Source organism: Streptomyces rimosus (assembly GCF_008704655.1).
GTDB classification, from domain to species: domain Bacteria; phylum Actinomycetota; class Actinomycetes; order Streptomycetales; family Streptomycetaceae; genus Streptomyces; species Streptomyces rimosus.
The window spans coordinates 3060796-3080326 of the sequence record NZ_CP023688.1 but is presented as its reverse complement, the minus strand read 5'-3'; the positions used below and the strand labels follow the sequence as shown (position 1 = coordinate 3080326).

General features: G+C 69.8%; 19 protein-coding genes. 18 read left to right on the top strand and 1 reads right to left on the bottom strand.

Annotated features, from left to right (window positions below; genetic code table 11):
• Positions 1–270 precede the first annotated feature (270 nt).
• The 18 genes from CP984_RS12520 to CP984_RS12435 all read left to right on the top strand — a co-directional run bounded on the left by CP984_RS12520 (position 271) and on the right by CP984_RS12435 (position 17354).
• Positions 271–1398, top strand: coding sequence for an LCP family protein (locus CP984_RS12520; RefSeq protein ID WP_003981329.1), 1128 nt, complete (start codon positions 271–273; stop codon positions 1396–1398).
• Between the two features lie 196 nt (positions 1399–1594).
• Positions 1595–1819 (top strand): 50S ribosomal protein L31, encoded by a 225-nt coding sequence (gene rpmE / locus CP984_RS12515; RefSeq protein WP_003981327.1) that lies wholly within the window; start codon positions 1595–1597, stop codon positions 1817–1819.
• A gap of 179 nt (positions 1820–1998) precedes the next feature.
• Entirely contained in the window at positions 1999–3078 is a 1080-nt protein-coding gene (prfA, locus tag CP984_RS12510; protein ID WP_003981325.1) for a peptide chain release factor 1, read from the top strand.
• 101 nt (positions 3079–3179) lie between these two features.
• Positions 3180–4019, top strand: coding sequence for a peptide chain release factor N(5)-glutamine methyltransferase (gene prmC / locus CP984_RS12505; RefSeq protein ID WP_030185709.1), 840 nt, complete (start codon positions 3180–3182; stop codon positions 4017–4019).
• Between the two features lie 53 nt (positions 4020–4072).
• A complete protein-coding gene (locus tag CP984_RS12500; protein WP_003981321.1) occupies positions 4073–4720 on the top strand; it encodes an L-threonylcarbamoyladenylate synthase in 648 nt (215 codons plus the stop codon).
• Entirely contained in the window at positions 4717–5379 is a 663-nt protein-coding gene (locus CP984_RS12495) for an arsenate reductase/protein-tyrosine-phosphatase family protein (protein ID WP_003981319.1), read from the top strand. Before CP984_RS12500 ends, CP984_RS12495 begins: the two co-directional genes overlap by 4 nt.
• Positions 5380–5777: 398 nt before the next feature.
• Entirely contained in the window at positions 5778–7115 is a 1338-nt protein-coding gene (locus CP984_RS12490) for a serine hydroxymethyltransferase (RefSeq protein WP_003981318.1), read from the top strand.
• A 100-nt stretch (positions 7116–7215) separates the two neighbouring features.
• Positions 7216–8580, top strand: coding sequence for an MraY family glycosyltransferase (locus CP984_RS12485; protein WP_003981317.1), 1365 nt, complete (start codon positions 7216–7218; stop codon positions 8578–8580).
• A 291-nt stretch (positions 8581–8871) separates the two neighbouring features.
• On the top strand, positions 8872–9309 hold the full coding sequence (locus CP984_RS12480; RefSeq protein WP_003981316.1) for a hypothetical protein: 438 nt from the start codon (positions 8872–8874) through the stop codon (positions 9307–9309).
• Positions 9310–9588: 279 nt separating this feature from the next.
• A complete protein-coding gene (gene atpB, locus CP984_RS12475) occupies positions 9589–10386 on the top strand; it encodes a F0F1 ATP synthase subunit A (RefSeq protein WP_003981315.1) in 798 nt (265 codons plus the stop codon).
• 81 nt (positions 10387–10467) lie between these two features.
• Positions 10468–10707 carry an ATP synthase F0 subunit C gene (gene atpE, locus CP984_RS12470; RefSeq protein WP_003981314.1) on the top strand — a complete coding sequence of 80 codons (240 nt, stop codon included), beginning with the start codon at positions 10468–10470 and terminating at the stop codon, positions 10705–10707.
• Positions 10708–10751: 44 nt separating this feature from the next.
• Entirely contained in the window at positions 10752–11318 is a 567-nt protein-coding gene (locus CP984_RS12465) for a F0F1 ATP synthase subunit B (protein WP_003981313.1), read from the top strand.
• Positions 11315–12130 (top strand): F0F1 ATP synthase subunit delta, encoded by an 816-nt coding sequence (locus tag CP984_RS12460; RefSeq protein ID WP_003981312.1) that lies wholly within the window; start codon positions 11315–11317, stop codon positions 12128–12130. Before CP984_RS12465 ends, CP984_RS12460 begins: the two co-directional genes overlap by 4 nt.
• 150 nt (positions 12131–12280) lie before the next feature.
• Positions 12281–13873 carry a F0F1 ATP synthase subunit alpha gene (gene atpA, locus CP984_RS12455; protein WP_003981311.1) on the top strand — a complete coding sequence of 531 codons (1593 nt, stop codon included), beginning with the start codon at positions 12281–12283 and terminating at the stop codon, positions 13871–13873.
• A gap of 20 nt (positions 13874–13893) precedes the next feature.
• Positions 13894–14814, top strand: coding sequence for a F0F1 ATP synthase subunit gamma (locus CP984_RS12450; RefSeq protein WP_003981310.1), 921 nt, complete (start codon positions 13894–13896; stop codon positions 14812–14814).
• Positions 14815–14819: 5 nt separating this feature from the next.
• Positions 14820–16262, top strand: coding sequence for a F0F1 ATP synthase subunit beta (gene atpD, locus CP984_RS12445; protein WP_003981309.1), 1443 nt, complete (start codon positions 14820–14822; stop codon positions 16260–16262).
• 108 nt (positions 16263–16370) lie between these two features.
• On the top strand, positions 16371–16754 hold the full coding sequence (locus CP984_RS12440) for a F0F1 ATP synthase subunit epsilon (RefSeq protein WP_003981308.1): 384 nt from the start codon (positions 16371–16373) through the stop codon (positions 16752–16754).
• A 150-nt stretch (positions 16755–16904) separates the two neighbouring features.
• Positions 16905–17354: a DUF2550 domain-containing protein gene (locus CP984_RS12435; RefSeq protein WP_003981307.1), complete on the top strand. Its 450-nt coding sequence runs from the start codon at positions 16905–16907 to the stop codon at positions 17352–17354.
• A 76-nt stretch (positions 17355–17430) separates the two neighbouring features.
• Here the strand turns inward: CP984_RS12435 and CP984_RS12430 are convergent, their stop codons facing one another.
• Positions 17431–19485 carry a glycoside hydrolase family 18 chitinase gene (locus tag CP984_RS12430; RefSeq protein WP_455569391.1) on the bottom strand — a complete coding sequence of 685 codons (2055 nt, stop codon included), beginning with the start codon at positions 19483–19485 and terminating at the stop codon, positions 17431–17433.
• Positions 19486–19531 lie beyond the last annotated feature (46 nt).

Genomic DNA, 19531 nt, shown 5'->3' with positions numbered 1-19531 from the left:
TGCTGGGCCGGGAATCCCGCAGATTGTTGCCTTGCGCACACGGACATCCCCGGCGGAAGCCGCCGTTCCGCATTCCGGTCCCGGACGAAAGTCCTGGTCACCGGGCAAAAGTCGACTTTTTCGCCGCTCGGGGGCCGGGCGGTTTCTAAGAATGGCGCTCAATCCCGTTGTGCAACCCTTCCGGGCAGCCCCCCGTCTTTCAAGGCGCAACAAACCGTGGCCCAGCAGTGGCGGCGAGGGGCAGCCGAGCGAACGAGGACTGAGGAGCAGATGGCGGACGACAGCAGGGCCGCGAACCCGGCCAAGAGCCGCTCCCGCGGCATACGTGCCACGGGCCGCCGGCGCAAGGGGCCGACCCGGCGCCGCCGCGTCCTGACGATCACCATATGCGCGCTGGTCAGCTGCGTGCTGCTGGGCGGCGCCGGACTGGGGTACGTCTACTTCAAGCTCAACGGCAACCTGAAGGGCGTCGACATCAACGCCGCCCTGGGCAAGGACCGGCCGAAGGACAACGACGACGGGTCGATGGACATCCTCGTGATGGGATCGGACTCCCGGGCGGGCGCGAACGGCTCGTACGGTACGGACGAGGGCAACGCCCGCTCCGACACCGCGATGATCGTGCACATCTTCAAGGGCCACAAGAAGGCCAGCGTCGTCAGCATCCCGCGCGACACCCTGGTCCAGCGCCCCGACTGCACGACCAAGAACGGCAAGAACGTACCGGGCCAGCGCCGGGCCATGTTCAACACCGCCTTCGAGGTCGGCGGCCCGGCCTGCGCGGTCAAGACCGTCGAGTCGATGAGCGGCATCCGCATGGACCACTTCGTCGAGGTCGACTTCACCGGCTTCAAGAAGCTCATCGACGCGCTGGGCGGCGTGGACATCACCACCACCAAGCCCATCCACGACAAGAAGAGCCACCTGGACCTGGAGCCCGGCAAGCACACCCTCAACGGCGAGAACGCGCTCGGCCTCGTCCGTACCCGGCACGGCGTGCCCGGCGGCGACGGCAGCGACCTGGGCCGCATCCAGCTCCAGCAGACGTTCATCAAGGCCCTGATGAACCAGGTCAAGAACATCGGGCTGCTGTCGAACCCGACGAAGCTCTACGGCATCGCCGACACCGCCACCAAGGCCATCACCACCGACACCGACCTGAACTCGGTCAACGCGCTGATGGGCCTGGCCAAGGAGATGGGCGGCATCGGGTCGGACAGCATCGACATGGTCACCCTGCCGGTGACGTACGACAAGAAGGACCCGTCCCGGGTGCTGCCGCTGGACAAGCAGTCCCGGCAGGTCTGGGACGCGCTGCGCCAGGACCAGGACATCCCCAAGGACGCGATCAAGGATTCCGCGGGTGACAAGGGCGGAACCGCCAGCTACGTAAAGTAGCCGAATCGATTCCCCAGGGCCGCCGGGACGCCGTACCGGCGGCCTTCCGCACCCCCCGCAAACCCCCGGGAATACTTCCCGGACCACCCCGGTTTTGGGAGATGCGGCCCGTCCTGGCAGACTGGACCGTCGGTCCCGGTTCACGTGACGCAATCAGCGCCACGACCCGGAGCCCTCCCGAACCTAGGAGATTCCCTTGAAGCGCGACATTCACCCGGAGTACGTCGAGACCCAGGTCAGCTGCACCTGTGGCGCGTCGTTCACCACCCGTAGCACCGTTGCCGGCGGCACCATCCGTGCCGACATCTGCTCCGAGTGCCACCCGTTCTACACGGGCAAGCAGAAGATCCTCGACACCGGTGGCCGCGTGGCCCGCTTCGAGGCCCGCTTCGGCAAGGCCGCCGGCTCCGCCAAGAAGTAGCGTCCCGCAAGGCGCCGGTTCCGTCTCGCCCCTGTCGAGGGGCGGCCGGACCGGCGTTTTGTCGTCCGGGCCACGGACCCCGCCGGAGATCCGTGGCCGCGGCCACCGGCCGCACAGGTGCCGGCAACCGGGACCCCCGGGACAACCCGGAAGACACAGCCAGGTGAGGAACCCCCACGATGTTCGAGGCGGTCGAGGAACTGATCGGCGAGCACGCCGATCTTGAGAAGCGGCTGGCCGACCCCGCGGTCCACGCCGACCAGCGCGAGGCCAAGCGGCTCAACAAGCGCTATTTCGAACTGACCCCGATCATCACGACGTACCGCGCCTGGAAGCAGACCGGCGACGACATCGAGACGGCCCGCGAACTGGCCGCCGACGACCCGGACTTCGCCGACGAGGTCAAGGACCTCGAAGCGCGCCGCGAGGAGCTGACCGAGAAGCTGCGGCTGCTGCTCGTCCCGCGCGACCCCAGCGACGACAAGGACGTCATCCTGGAGGTCAAGGCGGGCGAGGGCGGCGAGGAGTCCGCGCTGTTCGCCGGCGACCTGCTGCGCATGTACCTGCGCTACGCCGAGCGCGTCGGCTGGAAGACCGAGATCCTCGACGCCAACGAGTCCGACCTCGGCGGCTACAAGGACGTCCAGGTCGCCGTGAAGACCAAGGGCGGCAACGGGGCCACCGAGCCCGGCCAGGGCGTATGGGCCCGCCTGAAGTACGAGGGCGGGGTGCACCGCGTCCAGCGGGTGCCCGCCACCGAGTCCCAGGGCCGCATCCACACCTCGGCGGCCGGTGTGCTCGTCACGCCCGAGGCCGAGGAGGTCGAGGTCGAGATCGGCCCGAACGACCTGCGCATCGACGTCTACCGCTCCTCGGGCCCCGGCGGCCAGTCGGTCAACACCACCGACTCCGCCGTGCGCATCACCCACCTGCCCACCGGCATCGTCGTCTCCTGCCAGAACGAGAAGAGCCAGCTCCAGAACAAGGAGCAGGCCCTGCGCATCCTGCGCTCGCGGCTGCTGGCCGCCGCCCAGGAGGAGGCCGAGAAGGAGGCGTCGGACGCCCGGCGCAGCCAGGTGCGCACCGTCGACCGCTCCGAGCGCATTCGGACGTACAACTTCCCGGAAAACCGCATTTCGGACCACCGGGTCGGCTTCAAGGCGTACAACCTTGACCAGGTCCTCGACGGCGAGCTCGACCCGGTCATCCAGGCGTGCGTGGACGCCGACTCGGCCGCCAAGCTGGCCGCCGCCCAGTAAGCCCGTAGAACGCCCGTAGAACGAGCCGGAGGAACAGCGTGCCGTCGCCTTCCGGGGGTCACGACCCCCAGCGGCCCCGCCGCGGGCCCAGCCCCCGCACCGTGCTGCTCGCCGAGGTGGCGCAGGCCACCCAGCGGCTGGCCGACGCCGGCGTGCCCTCACCGCGCTTCGACGCCGAGGAACTCGCCGCGCACGTCCACGGCGTCAAACGCGGCGAACTGCACCGGGTCGCCGACGCGGACTTCGACGCCCGCTACTGGGAGGCCGTCGCGCGCCGCGAGGCCCGCGAGCCGCTCCAGCACATCACCGGGCGCGCCTTCTTCCGCTACCTGGAGCTGCACGTCGGCCCCGGCGTCTTCGTACCCCGCCCGGAGACCGAGTCGGTCGTCGGCTGGGCGATAGACGCCGTACGGGCCATGGACGTCGTCGAACCGCTCATCGTGGACCTGTGCACCGGCTCCGGAGCCATCGCGCTCGCCCTGGCGCAGGAGGTGCCGCGCTCGCGCGTGCACGCCGTGGAGCTGTCCGACGAGGCCATGCAGTGGGCGCGCAAGAACGTCGAGGGGTCCCGCGTCGTTCTCCAGCAGGGCGACGCGCTGACCGCGCTCCCCGAGCTGGACGGCCAGGTCGACCTGGTCATCTCGAACCCGCCGTACATCCCGCTGACCGAGTGGGAGTACGTCGCACCCGAGGCGCGCGACCACGACCCCGAGCTCGCGCTGTTCTCGGGCCAGGACGGCCTGGACACCATCCGCGGCATCGAGCGGACCGCGCACCGCCTGCTGCGGCCCGGCGGCGTCGTGGTCATCGAGCACGCCGACACCCAGGGCGGCCAGGTTCCGTGGATCTTCACCGAGGAGCGGGGCTGGGCCGACGCGGCCGACCACCCCGACCTGAACAACCGGCCCCGCTTCGCCACCGCGCGCAGGGCGATGCCATGACGAGCCCGGTCCCCACGAGTCATCTGTACGTTCCGCACGAGGAGGTCCGTTAAATGGCACGGCGTTACGACTGCAGCGACGCGACCGACCGCGCGACCGGTCTGCGCGAGGCCGCATCGGCCGTCCGTCGCGGCGAGCTGGTCGTGCTGCCGACCGACACCGTCTACGGCATCGGCGCGGACGCGTTCAGTGCCCAGGCCGTCGGTGACCTGCTGGAGGCCAAGGGCCGCGGGCGCGGCATGCCCTCGCCGGTGCTCGTCGGCTCCCCGAACACCCTGCACGGCCTCGTCACGGACTTCTCCGAGCAGGCATGGGAGCTGGTCGACGCCTTCTGGCCCGGCGCGCTGACCCTGGTCGCCACCCACCAGCCGTCGCTGACCTGGGACCTGGGGGAGACCCGCGGCACGGTCGCGGTCCGTATGCCGCTGCACCCGGTCGCCATCGAGCTGCTGACCGAGTTCGGCCCGATGGCCGTCTCCAGCGCCAACCTGACCGGCCACCCGTCCCCGCAGGACTGCGACGCGGCCCAGGAGATGCTCGGCGACTCCGTCTCCGTCTACCTGGACGGCGGTCCGACCCCCGCCGCCGTACCGTCCTCGATCGTCGACGTCACCGGCCCCACGCCGCTGCTGCTCCGCGCGGGCGCGATCAGCGCGGAGGAGCTGCGCAAGGTGGCCCCTGGGCTTGAGGTGGCGAATTGATTGCGCCCCTCGGGCGTGGCATAGCGGGACCCGGCGAGGACACCTACCGCACCTTCCGCATCCTCCACGTCAGCACCGGCAACGTCTGCCGCTCGCCGATCACCGAGCGGCTGCACCGGCACGCCCTCGACCTGCGCCTGGGCGCGGACCGCGGCGGCCTGATCGTGGAGAGCGCCGGCACCTGGGGCCACGAGGGCGCGCCCATGGAGACCCACGCCGCCACGGTTTTGGCCGACTACGGAGCGGATCCGGCCGATTTCACCGGCCGCGAGCTGCTGGACGAGCACGTCATCCGCGCCGACCTGGTCCTGACCGCCACCCGCGACCACCGCGCGCAGGTCATCTCCATGGGCCATTCGGCCGGGCTGCGCACCTTCACGCTCAAGGAGTTCAACCGGCTCGTACGGGCCATAGACCCGGCGACGCTGCCCGAGCCCGACCCGGCGCTGCCCGGCGGCGGCCTGGTCGAACGCGCCCGCGCCCTGGTCGGCGCCGCCGCCGCGCTGCGCGGCTGGCTGCTGGCGCCGAACCCGGAGGCGGACGAGGTCTACGACCCGTACGGCGCGCCCATCACGTTCTTCCGCTCCATCGGCGACGAGATCAACCAGGCGCTGGACCCCGTGGTGACGGCGCTGACGGGAGTTCCGGCGCGGGCCTGACCCGGAGGCCGTCCGGGGCGTGGGAGTCGCTCCTGGTGGCTTGGAGGGGCGCTGAGGGGGCGCTTCTGGGGCGTTGCGGGAGTGCGGGGCCGGGGTGCGGGGAGGCGGGGCGTGGCCCGCCGTCGGTTCGGACGCTTCGCTCGCGTCACCCCTGGGTAAGCCCCCGCCGGGGGGATGATCTCGTTCGATTCGTCTCCAGGAGGAGCGCGACCGGCCCGGCCCGAGCCCCTCACCCGCCCGCCCCGCCCGAGCCCCCGCCCGCCCGTACCGGGCCGTAACCCCGCCACCGGCCCCCCACCCCGTAACCCCACTGCCGCCCCCCACGCCCTCCACCGCGCTCATCCGGCCCCCCGCGCCTACATTGGGAGCACGTTCCCGTACGAGGCCCGGAGCACGCCATGCCCGCCACCACCGCGTCATCCCGGAGCGAGACCACGGCTGCCCGGCGGACGGCCGCCGGGCGCGGGGCGGGGGAGACCGGCGATCCGCCGCCGCCCTGGACGCCCGACTTCGCCGGGCTGCTGGACCAGGACCCCGAGGTCGCGGGGGTGCTGCTGGCGGAGGTGGCCCGGCAGGACGACGGGCTGCAGCTCGTCGCCGCCGAGAACTTCGCCTCCCGGGCCGTTCTGGCCGCCCTCGGCTCCCCGCTCGCCAACAAGTACGCCGAGGGGTATCCGGGCGCCCGGCACCACGGCGGCTGCGAGGTCGTGGACCTCGCCGAGCGGCTCGCCGTGGAGCGCGCCAAGGCGCTGTTCGGCGCCGAGCACGCCAATGTGCAGTCCCACTCCGGCTCGTCCGCCGTGCTGGCCGCCTACGCCGCCCTGCTGCGCCCCGGCGATGCCGTCCTGGCCATGGCGCTGCCGCACGGCGGGCACCTCACCCACGGCTCGCCGGCCAACTTCTCCGGCCGCTGGTTCGACTTCGCGGGCTACGGGGTCGACCCGGACACCGGGCTGCTGGACTACGACGAGGTACGGGAGCTGGCCCGCACCCACCGGCCGAAGGCCATCGTCTGCGGCTCGATCTGCTACCCGCGGCACCTGGACTACGCCGCCTTCCGCGAGATCGCCGACGAGGTGGGCGCGTACCTCATCGCGGACGCGGCACACCCCATCGGGCTGGTCGCGGGGGGCATGGCGCCCAACCCGGTCCCGTACGCGGACGTGGTGTGCGCGACCACCCACAAGGTGCTGCGCGGCCCCCGCGGCGGCATGATCCTGTGCGGCGCCGAGCTGGCCGAGCGCATCGACCGGGCCGTCTTCCCCTTCACGCAGGGCGGCGCCCAGATGAACGCGGTCGCCGCCAAGGCCGTCGCCTTCGCCGAGGCCGCCACCGACGCGTTCGCCGCCTACACCCGGCAGGTGGTCGCCAACGCGCGGGCGCTGGCCGCCGTACTGGCCGAGGAGGGGCTGCCGGTCACCACCGGCGGTACGGACACCCACCTGATCACCGCCGACCCGGCGCCGCTGGGCGTGGACGCCCGTACTGCCAGAGGGCGTTGCGCGGCGGCGGGCATCGTGCTGGACACCTGCGCCCTGCCGTGCCCGGACGACCCGTCCGGCCGCCGTCCCGGCCTGCGGCTGGGGGCCGCCGCGCTGACCACCCAGGGCATGGGCGAGGAGGAGGCCGCGTACGTCGGCGCGCTGATCGCGGCGGCCGTCCGGGAGGACCCGACAGCCCGCGCGAAGACCGCGGCATTGGTCCGGCGCTTCCCTCCTTATCCCGATCTCACCTAGCCCCCTGCAACCATCCGGGCAACGGCAATGTCTTCCCCTACGTGCACGGAGAGGGGGCGGACACGCATATGGTGTGTGGCTGTGATGGCCAGCGATACCAATGGGGCAGCCCGTGCGTGAATACCTGCTGACGCTGTGCGTCACGGCCGCGGTCACTTACCTGCTGACCGGGCCGGTACGGAAATTCGCCATCGCCGCCGGTGCGATGCCGGAGATCCGTGCGCGCGACGTGCACCGCGAACCCACCCCGCGCCTCGGCGGTATCGCCATGTTCGGCGGGCTGTGCGCGGGTCTGCTGGTCGCCGCCCACCTCACCAACCTCAAGTCGGTCTTCGAGCATTCCAACGAGCCGCGCGCGCTGCTGTCGGGCGCGGCGCTGATCTGGGTGCTGGGCGTGCTGGACGACAAGTGGGGCGTGGACGCGCTCGTCAAGCTGGGCGGTCAGATGATCGCCGCCGGTGTGATGGTCCTTCAGGGCCTGACGATCCTGTGGATTCCGGTGCCGGGCATCGGCACGGTCTCGCTGAGCCCTTGGCAGGGCACGCTTTTGACGGTCGCTCTGGTCGTCATCACCATCAACGCCGTGAATTTCGTGGACGGCCTGGACGGGCTGGCCTCGGGCATGGTGTGCATCGCCGCCGCGGCCTTCTTCATGTACGCGTACCGGATGTGGTTCGGGTACGGCATCGAGGCCGCCGCGCCCGCGACGCTGTTCTCCGTCGTCCTGATGGGCATGTGCCTGGGCTTCCTGCCGCACAACATGCACCCGGCGCGGATCTTCATGGGCGACTCGGGGTCGATGCTGATCGGCCTGGTCATGGCGGCCGGCGCGGTCTCGGTGACCGGCCAGGTGGACCCGGACCTGCTCAACCTGAAGGCGGGCGGTGTCCGCGAGGCCACCCATGCGATGGTGCCGGTCTACATCCCGCTGCTGCTGCCGCTGACGGTCATCGCGGTGCCGGTCGCCGACCTGGTGCTGGCGATCGTGCGCCGTACGTGGAAGGGCCAGTCGCCGTTCGCCGCGGACCGCGGCCACCTGCACCACCGCCTGCTGGAGATCGGCCACTCGCACAGCAGGGCCGTCCTGATCATGTACTTCTGGTCGGCGCTGATCGCCTTCGGCGCGGTGGCGTATTCGGTCAACAACGCGAGCGTGTGGGTCGTGATGGGCATCGTGCTGCTGAGCGCGATCGGGCTGGTACTCCTGCTGCTGCCGCGGTTCACGCCGCGGGCGCCGCGCTGGATGGAGTGGATGGTGCCGCCGCGGTACCGGCGCACGGTGCAGGCGGCGGCCGTGGCCGCCGCGGCGGAGGAGAGCGCGGCGATCGGCGAGGCCGGGGAACGGGCGTCGCAGGGGGCTCCGGAACGGGAGCGGCAGCCGGTGCCGGCGGGCATCAACGGGGCCACCGCGATCGGTGACCGGTCGCGCTTCACGGACCGCCGCAAGGCCGGAAGTCATCGCTGAGACGCGTTCTCGCCCCTAAGAGCGACGTTCGAAAATTACCCCAAACGTGTCCCATAGCAGACAGAACGGCGCGGTGTCTCGCTCCAACGCGCGGATTACCGCTCACGTGTGACGGGTAGCACACCGAGCAGGTAAAGACCTCATCAAATAGTTTGTGATACCGTTCACGAAACCCGGCAACAGAGCCGAAGGACCGGAGTGCGACGGTCTTTCGGCCTCAGGTTCTCCCTCAGGCCGGGTCTACGCTCGTCCCTGACGACAACACCCCCTTTTTCCTGACGGAGCGCCGCCATGCAGTCCACTGACGCCCGCCTACTTGCCAATGTCTCCGTGCCCTCGCTTGCCACCGGCGCCGTCGGTGTCGTGATCAGCGCTGTGGTCGCGGGCGGGCAGGGCGCGATCGGTGCTGCCATCGGCACGGTGCTGGTGCTGCTGCTGATGGGGTCCGGCCTGGTGATTCTCCAGCAGACCGCCAAGCGGCTGCCGGATCTGTTCCAGATGATGGGGCTGCTGCTGTACGCCGTGCAGATCCTGGCGGTCGCGATCTTCATGATCGCGTTCAAGGACACCACGCTCTTCAACGTCAGGGCGTTCGCCTTCACCTTGCTCGCGACGGTCCTGGTGTGGATCGCCTTCCAGGCCCGCAGCTATATGAAGGCAAGGATTCTCTACGTGAATCCCGAATCCGCCGAGTCCAAGAAGGCGGAAACCGCGGGGTCGCGGACGTGACCCGTAGGGCCGGAATAAAAGCCCATGCGAGAGCCTGCTATCGTCCGGTGCCAACTGCGGCGCAGTCGGCGCAGGCGGCCGAGCTTCCAGGTCCCGAGTCAGGGGACCGGTTGCGCGCACGGCCCACGCCTGTGATCCGGACCGGCCCCGCGCCGATCAGCCGCCCCCCAATCCGTAAGACCAGTCCAGTGCCGCACCGTGGCTCAATGCCGCGCCGACACAACGAGGTTGCCGTACCCATGCGCCACGCTGAAGGAGCTCGCGGTGAGTGCTGAAACGATGCTCGCCCTCGACACGGAGTGCCACCTCTTCATCCCGGGGTGTGGCTTCGAGGCCCCGGGCCTTCATTCGTTCGTCTTCGAGCCCCTTTTCACCATCGGTGGCTACGAGTTCAACAAGCCGATGCTGCTGGCCCTGCTCAGCACGGTGATCATCGTGGCGTTCTTCTGGGCCGCCTTCGGCCGCGCCAAGGTGGTGCCCGGCAAGCTGCAGATGATCGGTGAGGCGGGTTACGACTTCGTGCGCCGCGGGCTCGTCTACGACGCGCTCGGCAAGAAGGAGGGCGAGAAGTTCGTCCCCTTCATGGTCGCGCTGTTCTTCTTCGTGTGGATCATGAACCTCTGGTCGATCATTCCGGTCGCCCAGTTCCCGGTGACATCGGTCATCGCGTTCCCCATGGGTCTGGCCCTGGTGGTCTACATCACCTGGCTCGTGCTGACGTTCAAGCGCCAGGGCTTCGTCGGCGGTCTGAAGAACCTCACCGGCTACGACAAGTCGCTCGGCTGGGTCCTCCCGCTGATCATGTTCCTGGAGCTGCTGCAGCACCTGATCATCCGGCCCTTCACGCATGCGGTCCGGCTGTTCGCGAACATGTTCGCGGGCCACATGCTCATCCTGATGTTCACCGTCGCCAGCTGGTACCTGCTGAACGGCATCGGCATCGCCTACGCGGGCGTCTCGTTCCTCATGACCATCGTGATGACGGCCTTCGAGCTCTTCATCCAGGCCATTCAGGCGTACATCTTCGTGCTCCTGGCCTGTAACTACATCCAGGGCGCGCTCGCCGAGCACCACTGAGCCCCCAGGTACCCCAGCAGTCCCCACCAGACGTCCGGTGGCCAACCCCCACCGGTCCATGAAAGAGAAGGAAGACACGGCATGTCCGCGACTCTCGAACTCGCCGCCGGCCTCAAGGGCAACGTCGCTTCGATCGGCTACGGCCTCGCCGCCATCGGCCCCGGCGTCGGCGTCGGCATCATCTTCGGTAACGGCACCCAGGCCCTGGCCCGTCAGCCCGAGGCGGCCGGCCTGATCCGCACCAACCAGATCATGGGCTTCGCCTTCTGCGAGGCGCTCGCCCTCATCGGCATCGTCATGGGCTACGCGTACCCGTCCTAATCACGGAACGCACCGACGACGCCACTTAGACGGAAGGCATTGATGTGAGCGCCCTGGTGAACATGGCGGCGGAGGTTCCTGAGAACCCCCTCGTCCCGCCGATTCCAGAGCTGGTCATCGGCCTGGTCGCTTTCTTCATCGTCTTCGGCTTCCTCGCCAAGAAGCTCCTCCCGAACATCAACAAGGTTCTGGAAGAGCGCCGCGCGAAGATCGAAGGCGGTATCGAGAAGGCGGAGGCCGCACAGGCCGAAGCCCAGCAGGTCCTGGAGGACTACCGGTCCCAGCTCGCCGACGCGCGCCACGAGGCCGCCCGGCTGCGCCAGGAGGCGCAGGAGCAGGGAGCGACGCTGATCGCCGAGATGCGTGCCGAGGGCCAGCGGCAGCGCGAGGAGATCATCGCGGCCGGCCACGCCCAGATCGAGGCGGACCGCAAGCAGGCCGCGCAGTCGCTGCGCCAGGACGTGGGCAAGCTGGCCACGGAGCTGGCGGGCAAGCTGGTCGGCGAGTCCCTGGAGGACCACGCCCGCCAGAGCCGGACCATCGACCGCTTCCTCGACGAGCTCGAGGCCAAGGCGGCGTCGGACTCGACGAAGGCAGAGGCCGGCCGATGAATGGAGCGAGCCGCGAGGCACTGGCCTCCGCACGCGAGCAGCTCGACGCGCTGACGGACAACACCTCCGTCGACGCGGCGAAGCTCGCCGAGGAGCTGGCTGCCGTCACCGCTCTGCTCGACCGCGAGGTGTCGCTGCGTCGGGTCCTCACCGACCCGGCGCAGGCCGGCGAGGCCAAGGCCGGGCTGGCCGGGCGTCTGCTGGGCGGTCAGGTCGGCGGGGAGACCGTCGACCTGCTCTCCGGCATGGTCCGCTCCCGCTGGTCGCGCTCGCGCGACCTGGCGGACGCGACCGAGGAACTGGCGTACTCCGCCGACCTCGTCGCGGCGCAGCGGGCGGGCGCCCTCGACGACGTCGAGGACGAGCTGTTCCGGTTCGGCCGGATCGTCGCCTCGTCGCACGAGCTGCGCGCGGCGCTGACCGACCGCACCGCACAGGGCCCGGCCAAGGCCGAGCTGCTGCGCTCGCTGCTGGGCGGCCGGGTCAACCCGGTCACCGAGCGGATCGTGGTCCGGCTTGTCGCACAGCCGCGGGGCCGTAGCCTGGAGGCGGGGCTGGACGCCCTGTCCAAGCTGGCCGCGGCGCGCCGGGACCGGATGGTCGCGGTGGTCACCTCCGCGGTCCCGCTCAGCGACACGCAGCGGCAGCGCCTCGGCGCGGCACTGGCGGCGGTGTACGGACGGCAGGTCCACCTGAACCTCGACGTGGACCCCGAGGTCCTCGGCGGCGTCCAGGTCCGGATCGGCGACGAGGTCATCAACGGCAGCATCGCGGCGCGCCTCGAAGAGGCGTCCCGGCGGATGGCCGGCTGACCCACCCACCAACTCAAGAAGTAGTACGGCGGCCCGAGTTGGGCCGTGGACGCAGTGACATCACGGGGGCAACCGCCCCTGCCTGCGGCGGGGGACGTGCATGACCCCCGTAAACGACGACGGGCCCAACAAGGAGAGCAGGGAACCCAGATGGCGGAGCTCACGATCCGGCCGGAGGAGATCCGGGACGCGCTGGAGAACTTCGTCCAGGCGTACAAGCCGGACGCGGCCTCGCGCGAGGAGGTCGGTACGGTCAGCGAGGCCGGTGACGGTATCGCGAAGGTCGAGGGCCTTCCCTCGGCGATGGCGAACGAGCTGCTGAAGTTCGAGGACGGCACCCTCGGTCTCGCGCTGAACCTGGAAGAGCGCGAGATCGGTGCGGTCGTCCTCGGTGAGTTCAGCGGTATCGAGGAGGGCCAGCCGGTGCGCCGCACCGGTGAGGTGCTCTCCGTCGCCGTGGGCGAGGGCTACCTCGGCCGCGTCGTCGACCCGCTGGGCAACCCGGTCGACGGCCTCGGCGAGATCGAGTCCGAGGGCCGCCGCGCCCTGGAGCTGCAGGCTCCGGGCGTCATGGTCCGCAAGTCGGTGCACGAGCCGATGCAGACCGGCTACAAGGCCGTCGACTCGATGGTGCCGATCGGCCGCGGCCAGCGTCAGCTGATCATCGGTGACCGTCAGACCGGCAAGACCGCCCTGGCCGTCGACACGATCATCAACCAGCGCGACAACTGGCGCTCGGGCGACCCGAAGAAGCAGGTCCGCTGCATCTACGTCGCCGTCGGCCAGAAGGGTTCCACCATCGCGTCCGTGCGCGGCGCGCTGGAGGAGGCCGGTGCCCTGGAGTACACGACCATCGTCGCCGCCCCGGCGTCCGACCCGGCGGGCTTCAAGTACCTGGCGCCCTACACCGGCTCGGCCATCGGCCAGCACTGGATGTACCAGGGCAAGCACGTCCTGATCATCTTCGACGACCTCTCGAAGCAGGCCGACGCCTACCGCGCCGTGTCCCTGCTGCTGCGCCGCCCGCCGGGCCGTGAGGCGTACCCGGGTGACGTCTTCTACCTGCACTCCCGCCTGCTGGAGCGCTGCGCGAAGCTCTCCGACGAGCTCGGTGCCGGTTCGATGACGGGTCTGCCGATCGTCGAGACCAAGGCGAACGACGTCTCGGCGTTCATCCCGACCAACGTCATCTCCATCACCGACGGCCAGTGCTTCCTGGAGTCCGACCTGTTCAACGCGGGCCAGCGCCCGGCGCTGAACGTCGGTATCTCCGTCTCCCGCGTCGGTGGCTCGGCCCAGCACAAGGCCATGCGCCAGGTGTCCGGCCGGCTCCGTGTGGACCTCGCCCAGTTCCGTGAGCTGGAGGCGTTCGCCGCCTTCGGTTCCGACCTGGACGCCGCGTCCAAGGCCCAGCTCGCCCGTGGTCAGCGCATGACCGAGCTGCTCAAGCAGGGCCAGTACCAGCCGATGCCCGTCGAGGAGCAGGTCGTCTCCATCTGGGCCGGTACCACCGGCAAGATGGACGACGTCCCGGTCCAGGACATCCGCCGCTTCGAGCGCGAGCTGCTGGATTGGATGGGCCGCGAGAAGAAGGAGCTGCTCACCAGCATCGCCGAGGGCGCCAAGATGTCCGACGACACCATTCAGGCGCTCGCCGACACCGTCGCCACCTTCAAGCAGCAGTTCGAGACCTCGGACGGCAAGCTTCTCGGTGAGGACGCTCCGGTCAGCACGAGCAAGTGACGACGGAAGGGACCTGATCCATGGGAGCCAAGCTCCGGGTCTACAAGCGTCGCATCCGCTCCGTCACCGCGACCAAGAAGATCACCAAGGCGATGGAGATGATCGCCGCCTCGCGCATCGTCAAGGCGCAGCGCCAGGTGGCGGCATCGACGCCGTACGCGAGTGAGCTCACCCGCGCGGTGACGGCGGTTGCCACCGGTTCGAACACCAAGCACGCCCTGACGACCGAGGCGGAGAACCCCACGCGGGCCGCGGTGCTGCTCATCACGAGCGACCGCGGTCTGGCCGGCGGCTACTCCTCCAACGCCATCAAGGCCGCCGAGCAGCTCACCGAGCGGCTCCGGGGCGAGGGCAAGGAGGTCGACACCTACATCGTCGGCCGCAAGGGTGTCTCGTACTACGGCTTCCGTGAGCGCAAGGTCACGGAGTCGTGGACCGGCTTCACCGACAGCCCGACGTACGCGGACGCCAAGGCCGTCGCCGGGCCGCTGATCGCCGCTGTCCAGCAGGACACCGCCGAGGGCGGCGTGGACGAGCTGCACATCGTCTACACCGAGTTCGTGTCGATGATGACGCAGACGCCGGTCGACGACCGGCTGCTGCCGCTCAGCCTCGAAAAGACGGCCGAGGAGGCGCAGGCGTCGTCCAAGGGCGAGATCCTGCCGCTGTTCGACTTCGAGCCGTCGGCCGAGGACGTGCTGGACGCGCTGCTGCCGCGGTACGTCGAGTCGCGTATCTACAACGCGCTGCTGCAGGCCGCCGCCTCCAAGCACGCCGCCACCCGGCGTGCGATGAAGTCGGCGACCGACAACGCGGAAGAACTCATCAAGTCGCTCTCGCGGCTTGCCAACGCGGCCCGCCAGGCCGAAATCACCCAGGAAATCAGCGAGATCGTCGGTGGCGCGAGCGCACTGGCCGACGCGACCGCGGGGAGTGACTGACAACTATGACCACCACTGTTGAGACGGCCACGGCGACGGGCCGCGTCGCGCGGGTCATCGGCCCGGTCGTCGACGTGGAGTTCCCCGTCGACGCGATGCCGGACATCTACAACGCGCTGACCGTCGATGTGGCCGACCCGGCCGAGGACGGCAAGACCAAGACGCTGACGCTCGAGGTCGCCCAGCACCTCGGTGACGGCATGGTCCGCGCCATCTCCATGCAGCCCACCGACGGTCTGGTCCGCCAGGCCGCGGTGACCGACACGGGTACGGGCATCACCGTCCCGGTCGGTGACGTCACCAAGGGCAAGGTGTTCAACACCCTCGGCGAGATCCTGAACGTGGACCCGTCCACGGTCGAGGTCAACGAGCGCTGGCCGATCCACCGCAAGGCCCCGAACTTCGACCAGCTCGAGTCGAAGACCGAGATGTTCGAGACCGGCGTCAAGGTCATCGACCTGCTGACCCCGTACGTCAAGGGCGGCAAGATCGGTCTGTTCGGCGGCGCGGGCGTCGGCAAGACCGTCCTCATCCAGGAAATGATCTACCGCGTGGCCAACAACCACGACGGTGTGTCGGTGTTCGCCGGTGTCGGTGAGCGCACCCGTGAGGGCAACGACCTCATCGAGGAGATGACGGACTCCGGCGTCATCGACAAGACCGCGCTGGTCTTCGGCCAGATGGACGAGCCCCCGGGCACCCGTCTGCGGGTCGCGCTGGCCGGTCTGACGATGGCGGAGTACTTCCGTGACGTCCAGAAGCAGGACGTCCTCTTCTTCATCGACAACATCTTCCGGTACACCCAGGCGGGTTCCGAGGTGTCCACCCTGCTGGGCCGCATGCCCTCCGCGGTGGGTTACCAGCCGAACCTGGCGGACGAGATGGGTCTCCTCCAGGAGCGCATCACCTCGACCCGCGGTCACTCGATCACCTCGATGCAGGCGATCTACGTCCCCGCGGACGACCTGACCGACCCGGCGCCGGCCACCACCTTCGCCCACCTGGACGCGACCACCGTTCTCTCGCGTCCGATCTCGGAGAAGGGCATCTACCCGGCGGTGGACCCGCTGGACTCGACGTCCCGCATCCTGGACCCGCGCTACATCGCGCAGGACCACTACGACTGTGCCTCGCGGGTCAAGACGATCCTGCAGAAGTACAAGGACCTGCAGGACATCATCGCGATCCTCGGTATCGACGAGCTGGGCGAGGAGGACAAGCTCGTTGTCCACCGTGCCCGTCGCGTCGAGCGCTTCCTGTCGCAGAACACCCACGTGGCGAAGCAGTTCACCGGTGTGGACGGCTCGGACGTGTCGCTGGACGAGTCCATCGCCGCGTTCAACGCGATCTGCGACGGTGAGTACGACCACTTCCCCGAGCAGGCGTTCTTCATGTGCGGTGGCCTCGAGGACCTGAAGGCGAACGCCAAGGAGCTGGGCGTCTCCTGAGGCCCGGCCGCGTTCCGGGGGCGGCCCTGGCCGCCCCCGGTCGTCACGACCACTAGTATTTGACCCAACATCTGCCGCACCCGGCAGGTGGAGACCCGAGGAGCCATCGTGGCTGAGCTGCACGTCGAGTTGGTCGCCGCCGACCGTCAGGTCTGGTCGGGCGAGGCCAGCCTGGTCGTCGCGCGCACCTCGTCGGGCGACATCGGCGTCATGCCGGGGCACCAGCCGCTGCTCGGCGTGCTGGAGTCCGGCCCGGTGACGATTCGTACGACCGGCGAGGACGGGGACGGCACCGTCGTCGCCGCCGTGCACGGCGGCTTCATCTCGTTCGCCGACAACAAGCTGTCTCTGCTCGCGGAGATCGCCGAGCTGTCGGACGAGATCGATGTCCAGCGCGCGGAGCGGGCCTTGGAGCGGGCGAAGTCGGAGGCCGACGCGGCCGCCGAGCGCCGCGCCGATGTCCGGCTGCGCGCGGTGGCGGGCGTCCACTGAGGCCCACCACCGACGAGGCACGTCCCTCAGCCGCGGGCTGCGCTGGAATTCTCCAGGGCGGCCCGCGGCTGAGGCAATGCAGGTGCGATTTGTTCCCCTGCGCCCGACCGGCGCCGGGGGTGACCCATCGAGGCGAGGAGGTCGGTTCGGATGGTCCTCGCTCTGCTTGTGAGCGGCGCGGTCGTCGTGCTGGTGCTGCTGGGGCTCTTCGTCTTCGGACTACGGCGACGGCTCATCCAGCGCTCCGGCGGCACGTTCGACTGCAGTCTGCGCTGGAACGTGCCCGAGGAAGAGGCCGAGCCCAGCGGCAAGGGCTGGATCTACGGTGTCGCGCGCTACAACGGTGACCGGGTCGAGTGGTTCCGCGTCTTCTCGTACGCGCCCCGTCCCCGCCGCGTCCTGGAACGCTTCTCCATCGAGGTCCTCCAGCGCCGCACCCCCCAGGGCGAGGAGGAACTCGCCCTGCTCTCCGACTCCGTCGTGCTCGCCTGCCGCCACCGCGGTACGAGGCTGGAGCTGGCGATGAGCGAGGACGCGCTGACGGGCTTCCTGGCTTGGCTGGAGGCGGCGCCTCCCGGACAGAGAGTCAACGTGGCGTAAACCGTTCCCCGCGGGCCGAAGGCCGGGAAGGCGGGGGCGACGCCGCCTCCCCGGCCGGTCCGGGGGTGTGGCCGGGTTACTTCAGGCCGCTGTCGATCGCGGTCATCAGTTCGCCGTCGGCCGTGTCACCGCTGAACTCCCAGAAGAACGCGCCGCCCAGGCCCTGCTGCTTGGCGTAGCTCATCTTGCCGTTGATCGTGGCGGGCGTGTCATAGCTCCACCAGTTGCTGCCGCACCGGGCGTACGCGGTGCCGGCGACGGTGCCGGTGGACGGACAGCTCGCCTTGAGGATCTTGTAGTCCTCGATGCCCGCCTCGTACTTGCCGGGGGCCGGGCCGGTGGCGGTGCCGCCGGGGGCGTCCTGGGTGACGCCGGTCCAGCCGCGTCCGTAGAAGCCGATGCCGATCAGCAGCTTCTTCGCGGGCACGCCCTTGGCCTTGAGCTTCTGCAGGGCCGCGTCGGTGTTGAAGCCCTGCTTCGGGATGCCGGGGTAGGACGTCAGCGGCGAGTGGGGGGCGGTGGGCCCGGTCTTGTCCCAGGCGCCGAAGAAGTCGTACGTCATGACGTTGTACCAGTCGGCGTACTGCGAGCCGCCGCCGTAGTCCGCCGCGTCGATCTTGCCGCCGTCCGAGCCGTCGGCCGTGATCGCGGCGGTGACCAGCTGCTTGCCGAACTTGTCGCGCATCGCCTTCATCATGGTGCTGAAGGCCGCCGGGCCGCTGGTGTCGCAGGTCAGGCCGCAGGCGTTGGGGTACTCCCAGTCCAGGTCGATGCCGTCGAAGAGGCCGGCCCAGCGCGCGTCGTTGACCAGCTGGTAGCAGGAGTCGGCGAAGGCGGCCGGGTTCTTGACGGCGTCGGTGAAGCCGCCGGACCAGGTCCAGCCGCCGAAGGACCACAGGATCTTGATGTTCGGGTACTTCGCCTTGAGCTTCTTGAGCTGGTTGAAGTTGCCGCGCAGCGGCTGGTCCCAGGTGTCGGCGACGCCGTCCACGCTCTGGTCGGCGGTGTACGCCTTGTCGGTGGCCGCGTAGGCGTCACCGACGGTGCACCGGCCGCCCTGGACGTTGCCGAACGCGTAGTTGATGTGCGTCAGCTTGCTCGCGGAACCCGAGGTGACCAGGTTCTTCACGTGGTAGTTGCGGTCGTAGACGCCCCACTCGGTGAAGTAGCCCAGCTTGACCGCGTCCACGGGCTGCTGGCCGCCACCGGTGGTGCGCACGGTCGTGGCGGCGCTGGCGGGGCCGGTCTGGTCGGCGGTGTCGCGGGCGACGACGGTGTAGGTGTAGTCGGTGCCCTTGGTCAGGCCGGAGTCGGTGTAGGCCAGCTTCTCGACGGTGGCGACCTTCGTGCCGTCGCGCAGCACGTCGTAGTTCTTGACGCCCTTGTCGTCGGTGGCCGCGGTCCACGCCAGCCGTACGGACGTGTCGGTGACGTCGCTCGCCACCGGCTTGCCGGGCGCGGACGGAGGGTTGTCGCCGGGCTGTCCGCCGCCGGTGGTGCGCACGGTGAGCGGTTCGCTGGCGGGGCCGGTCTGGTCCGCGGTGTCGCGGGCGACGACGGTGTAGGTGTACGAGGTGTCCTTCGTCAGGCCCGTGTCGGTGTACGCGAGCTTCTCGACGGTGGCGACCTTGGTGCCGTCGCGCAGGATGTCGTAGTTCTTGACGCCCTTGTCGTCCGTCGCGGCGGTCCAGGTCAGCCGTACGGAGGTGTCGGTGACGCTGCCGGCCACCGGCTTGCCGGGCGCGGACGGCGGGGTGTCACCGGGCTGCGCGCCGTCGCAGGAGCCGCCGTTGAGCTTGCAGCCGCTCACGTCGCCGCCGCCGCTGCCGGCGCCGGTGAAGCCGAAGCTGACCGAGGCGCCGGGAGCGATGGTGCCGTTCCAGTTGGCGTTCTGGGCCTTCCAGTGGGTGCCCGAGCCGCTGACCCGGGCGTCCCAGGCGGAGCCGACGGAGGTGCCGGAGGGGAAGTCCCACTCGACGGTCCAGCCGTTGATGCTGGTGTCGCCGGTGTTCTTGACCGTCCACTGCCCCTGGAAGCCGGTGCCCCAGTCGGAGACCTTGGTGTACGTGGCGGTCGCCGATTCGGCGGCGTGCGCCGGGGTGGCGCCGGCCAGGCCGATCAGCGCGGCCACGGGCAGCAGGAGTGCGGTGAGGGCCGCGAGGGCTCTTCGACGGGCG

Excerpts from the sequence above, each read along its gene's own strand:
- CP984_RS12520 (WP_003981329.1), top strand. The coding sequence starts at position 271 with ATGGCGGACGACAGCAGGGCCGCGAACCCGGCCAAGAGCCGCTCCCGC.
- prfA (WP_003981325.1), top strand. The coding sequence starts at position 1,999 with ATGTTCGAGGCGGTCGAGGAACTGATCGGCGAGCACGCCGATCTTGAG.
- CP984_RS12500 (WP_003981321.1), top strand. The coding sequence starts at position 4,073 with ATGGCACGGCGTTACGACTGCAGCGACGCGACCGACCGCGCGACCGGT.
- CP984_RS12490 (WP_003981318.1), top strand. The coding sequence starts at position 5,778 with ATGCCCGCCACCACCGCGTCATCCCGGAGCGAGACCACGGCTGCCCGG.
- CP984_RS12485 (WP_003981317.1), top strand. The coding sequence starts at position 7,216 with ATGGGGCAGCCCGTGCGTGAATACCTGCTGACGCTGTGCGTCACGGCC.
- CP984_RS12480 (WP_003981316.1), top strand. The coding sequence starts at position 8,872 with ATGCAGTCCACTGACGCCCGCCTACTTGCCAATGTCTCCGTGCCCTCG.
- atpB (WP_003981315.1), top strand. The coding sequence starts at position 9,589 with ATGCTCGCCCTCGACACGGAGTGCCACCTCTTCATCCCGGGGTGTGGC.
- atpE (WP_003981314.1), top strand. The coding sequence starts at position 10,468 with ATGTCCGCGACTCTCGAACTCGCCGCCGGCCTCAAGGGCAACGTCGCT.
- CP984_RS12460 (WP_003981312.1), top strand. The coding sequence starts at position 11,315 with ATGAATGGAGCGAGCCGCGAGGCACTGGCCTCCGCACGCGAGCAGCTC.
- atpA (WP_003981311.1), top strand. The coding sequence starts at position 12,281 with ATGGCGGAGCTCACGATCCGGCCGGAGGAGATCCGGGACGCGCTGGAG.
- CP984_RS12450 (WP_003981310.1), top strand. The coding sequence starts at position 13,894 with ATGGGAGCCAAGCTCCGGGTCTACAAGCGTCGCATCCGCTCCGTCACC.
- atpD (WP_003981309.1), top strand. The coding sequence starts at position 14,820 with ATGACCACCACTGTTGAGACGGCCACGGCGACGGGCCGCGTCGCGCGG.
- CP984_RS12435 (WP_003981307.1), top strand. The coding sequence starts at position 16,905 with ATGGTCCTCGCTCTGCTTGTGAGCGGCGCGGTCGTCGTGCTGGTGCTG.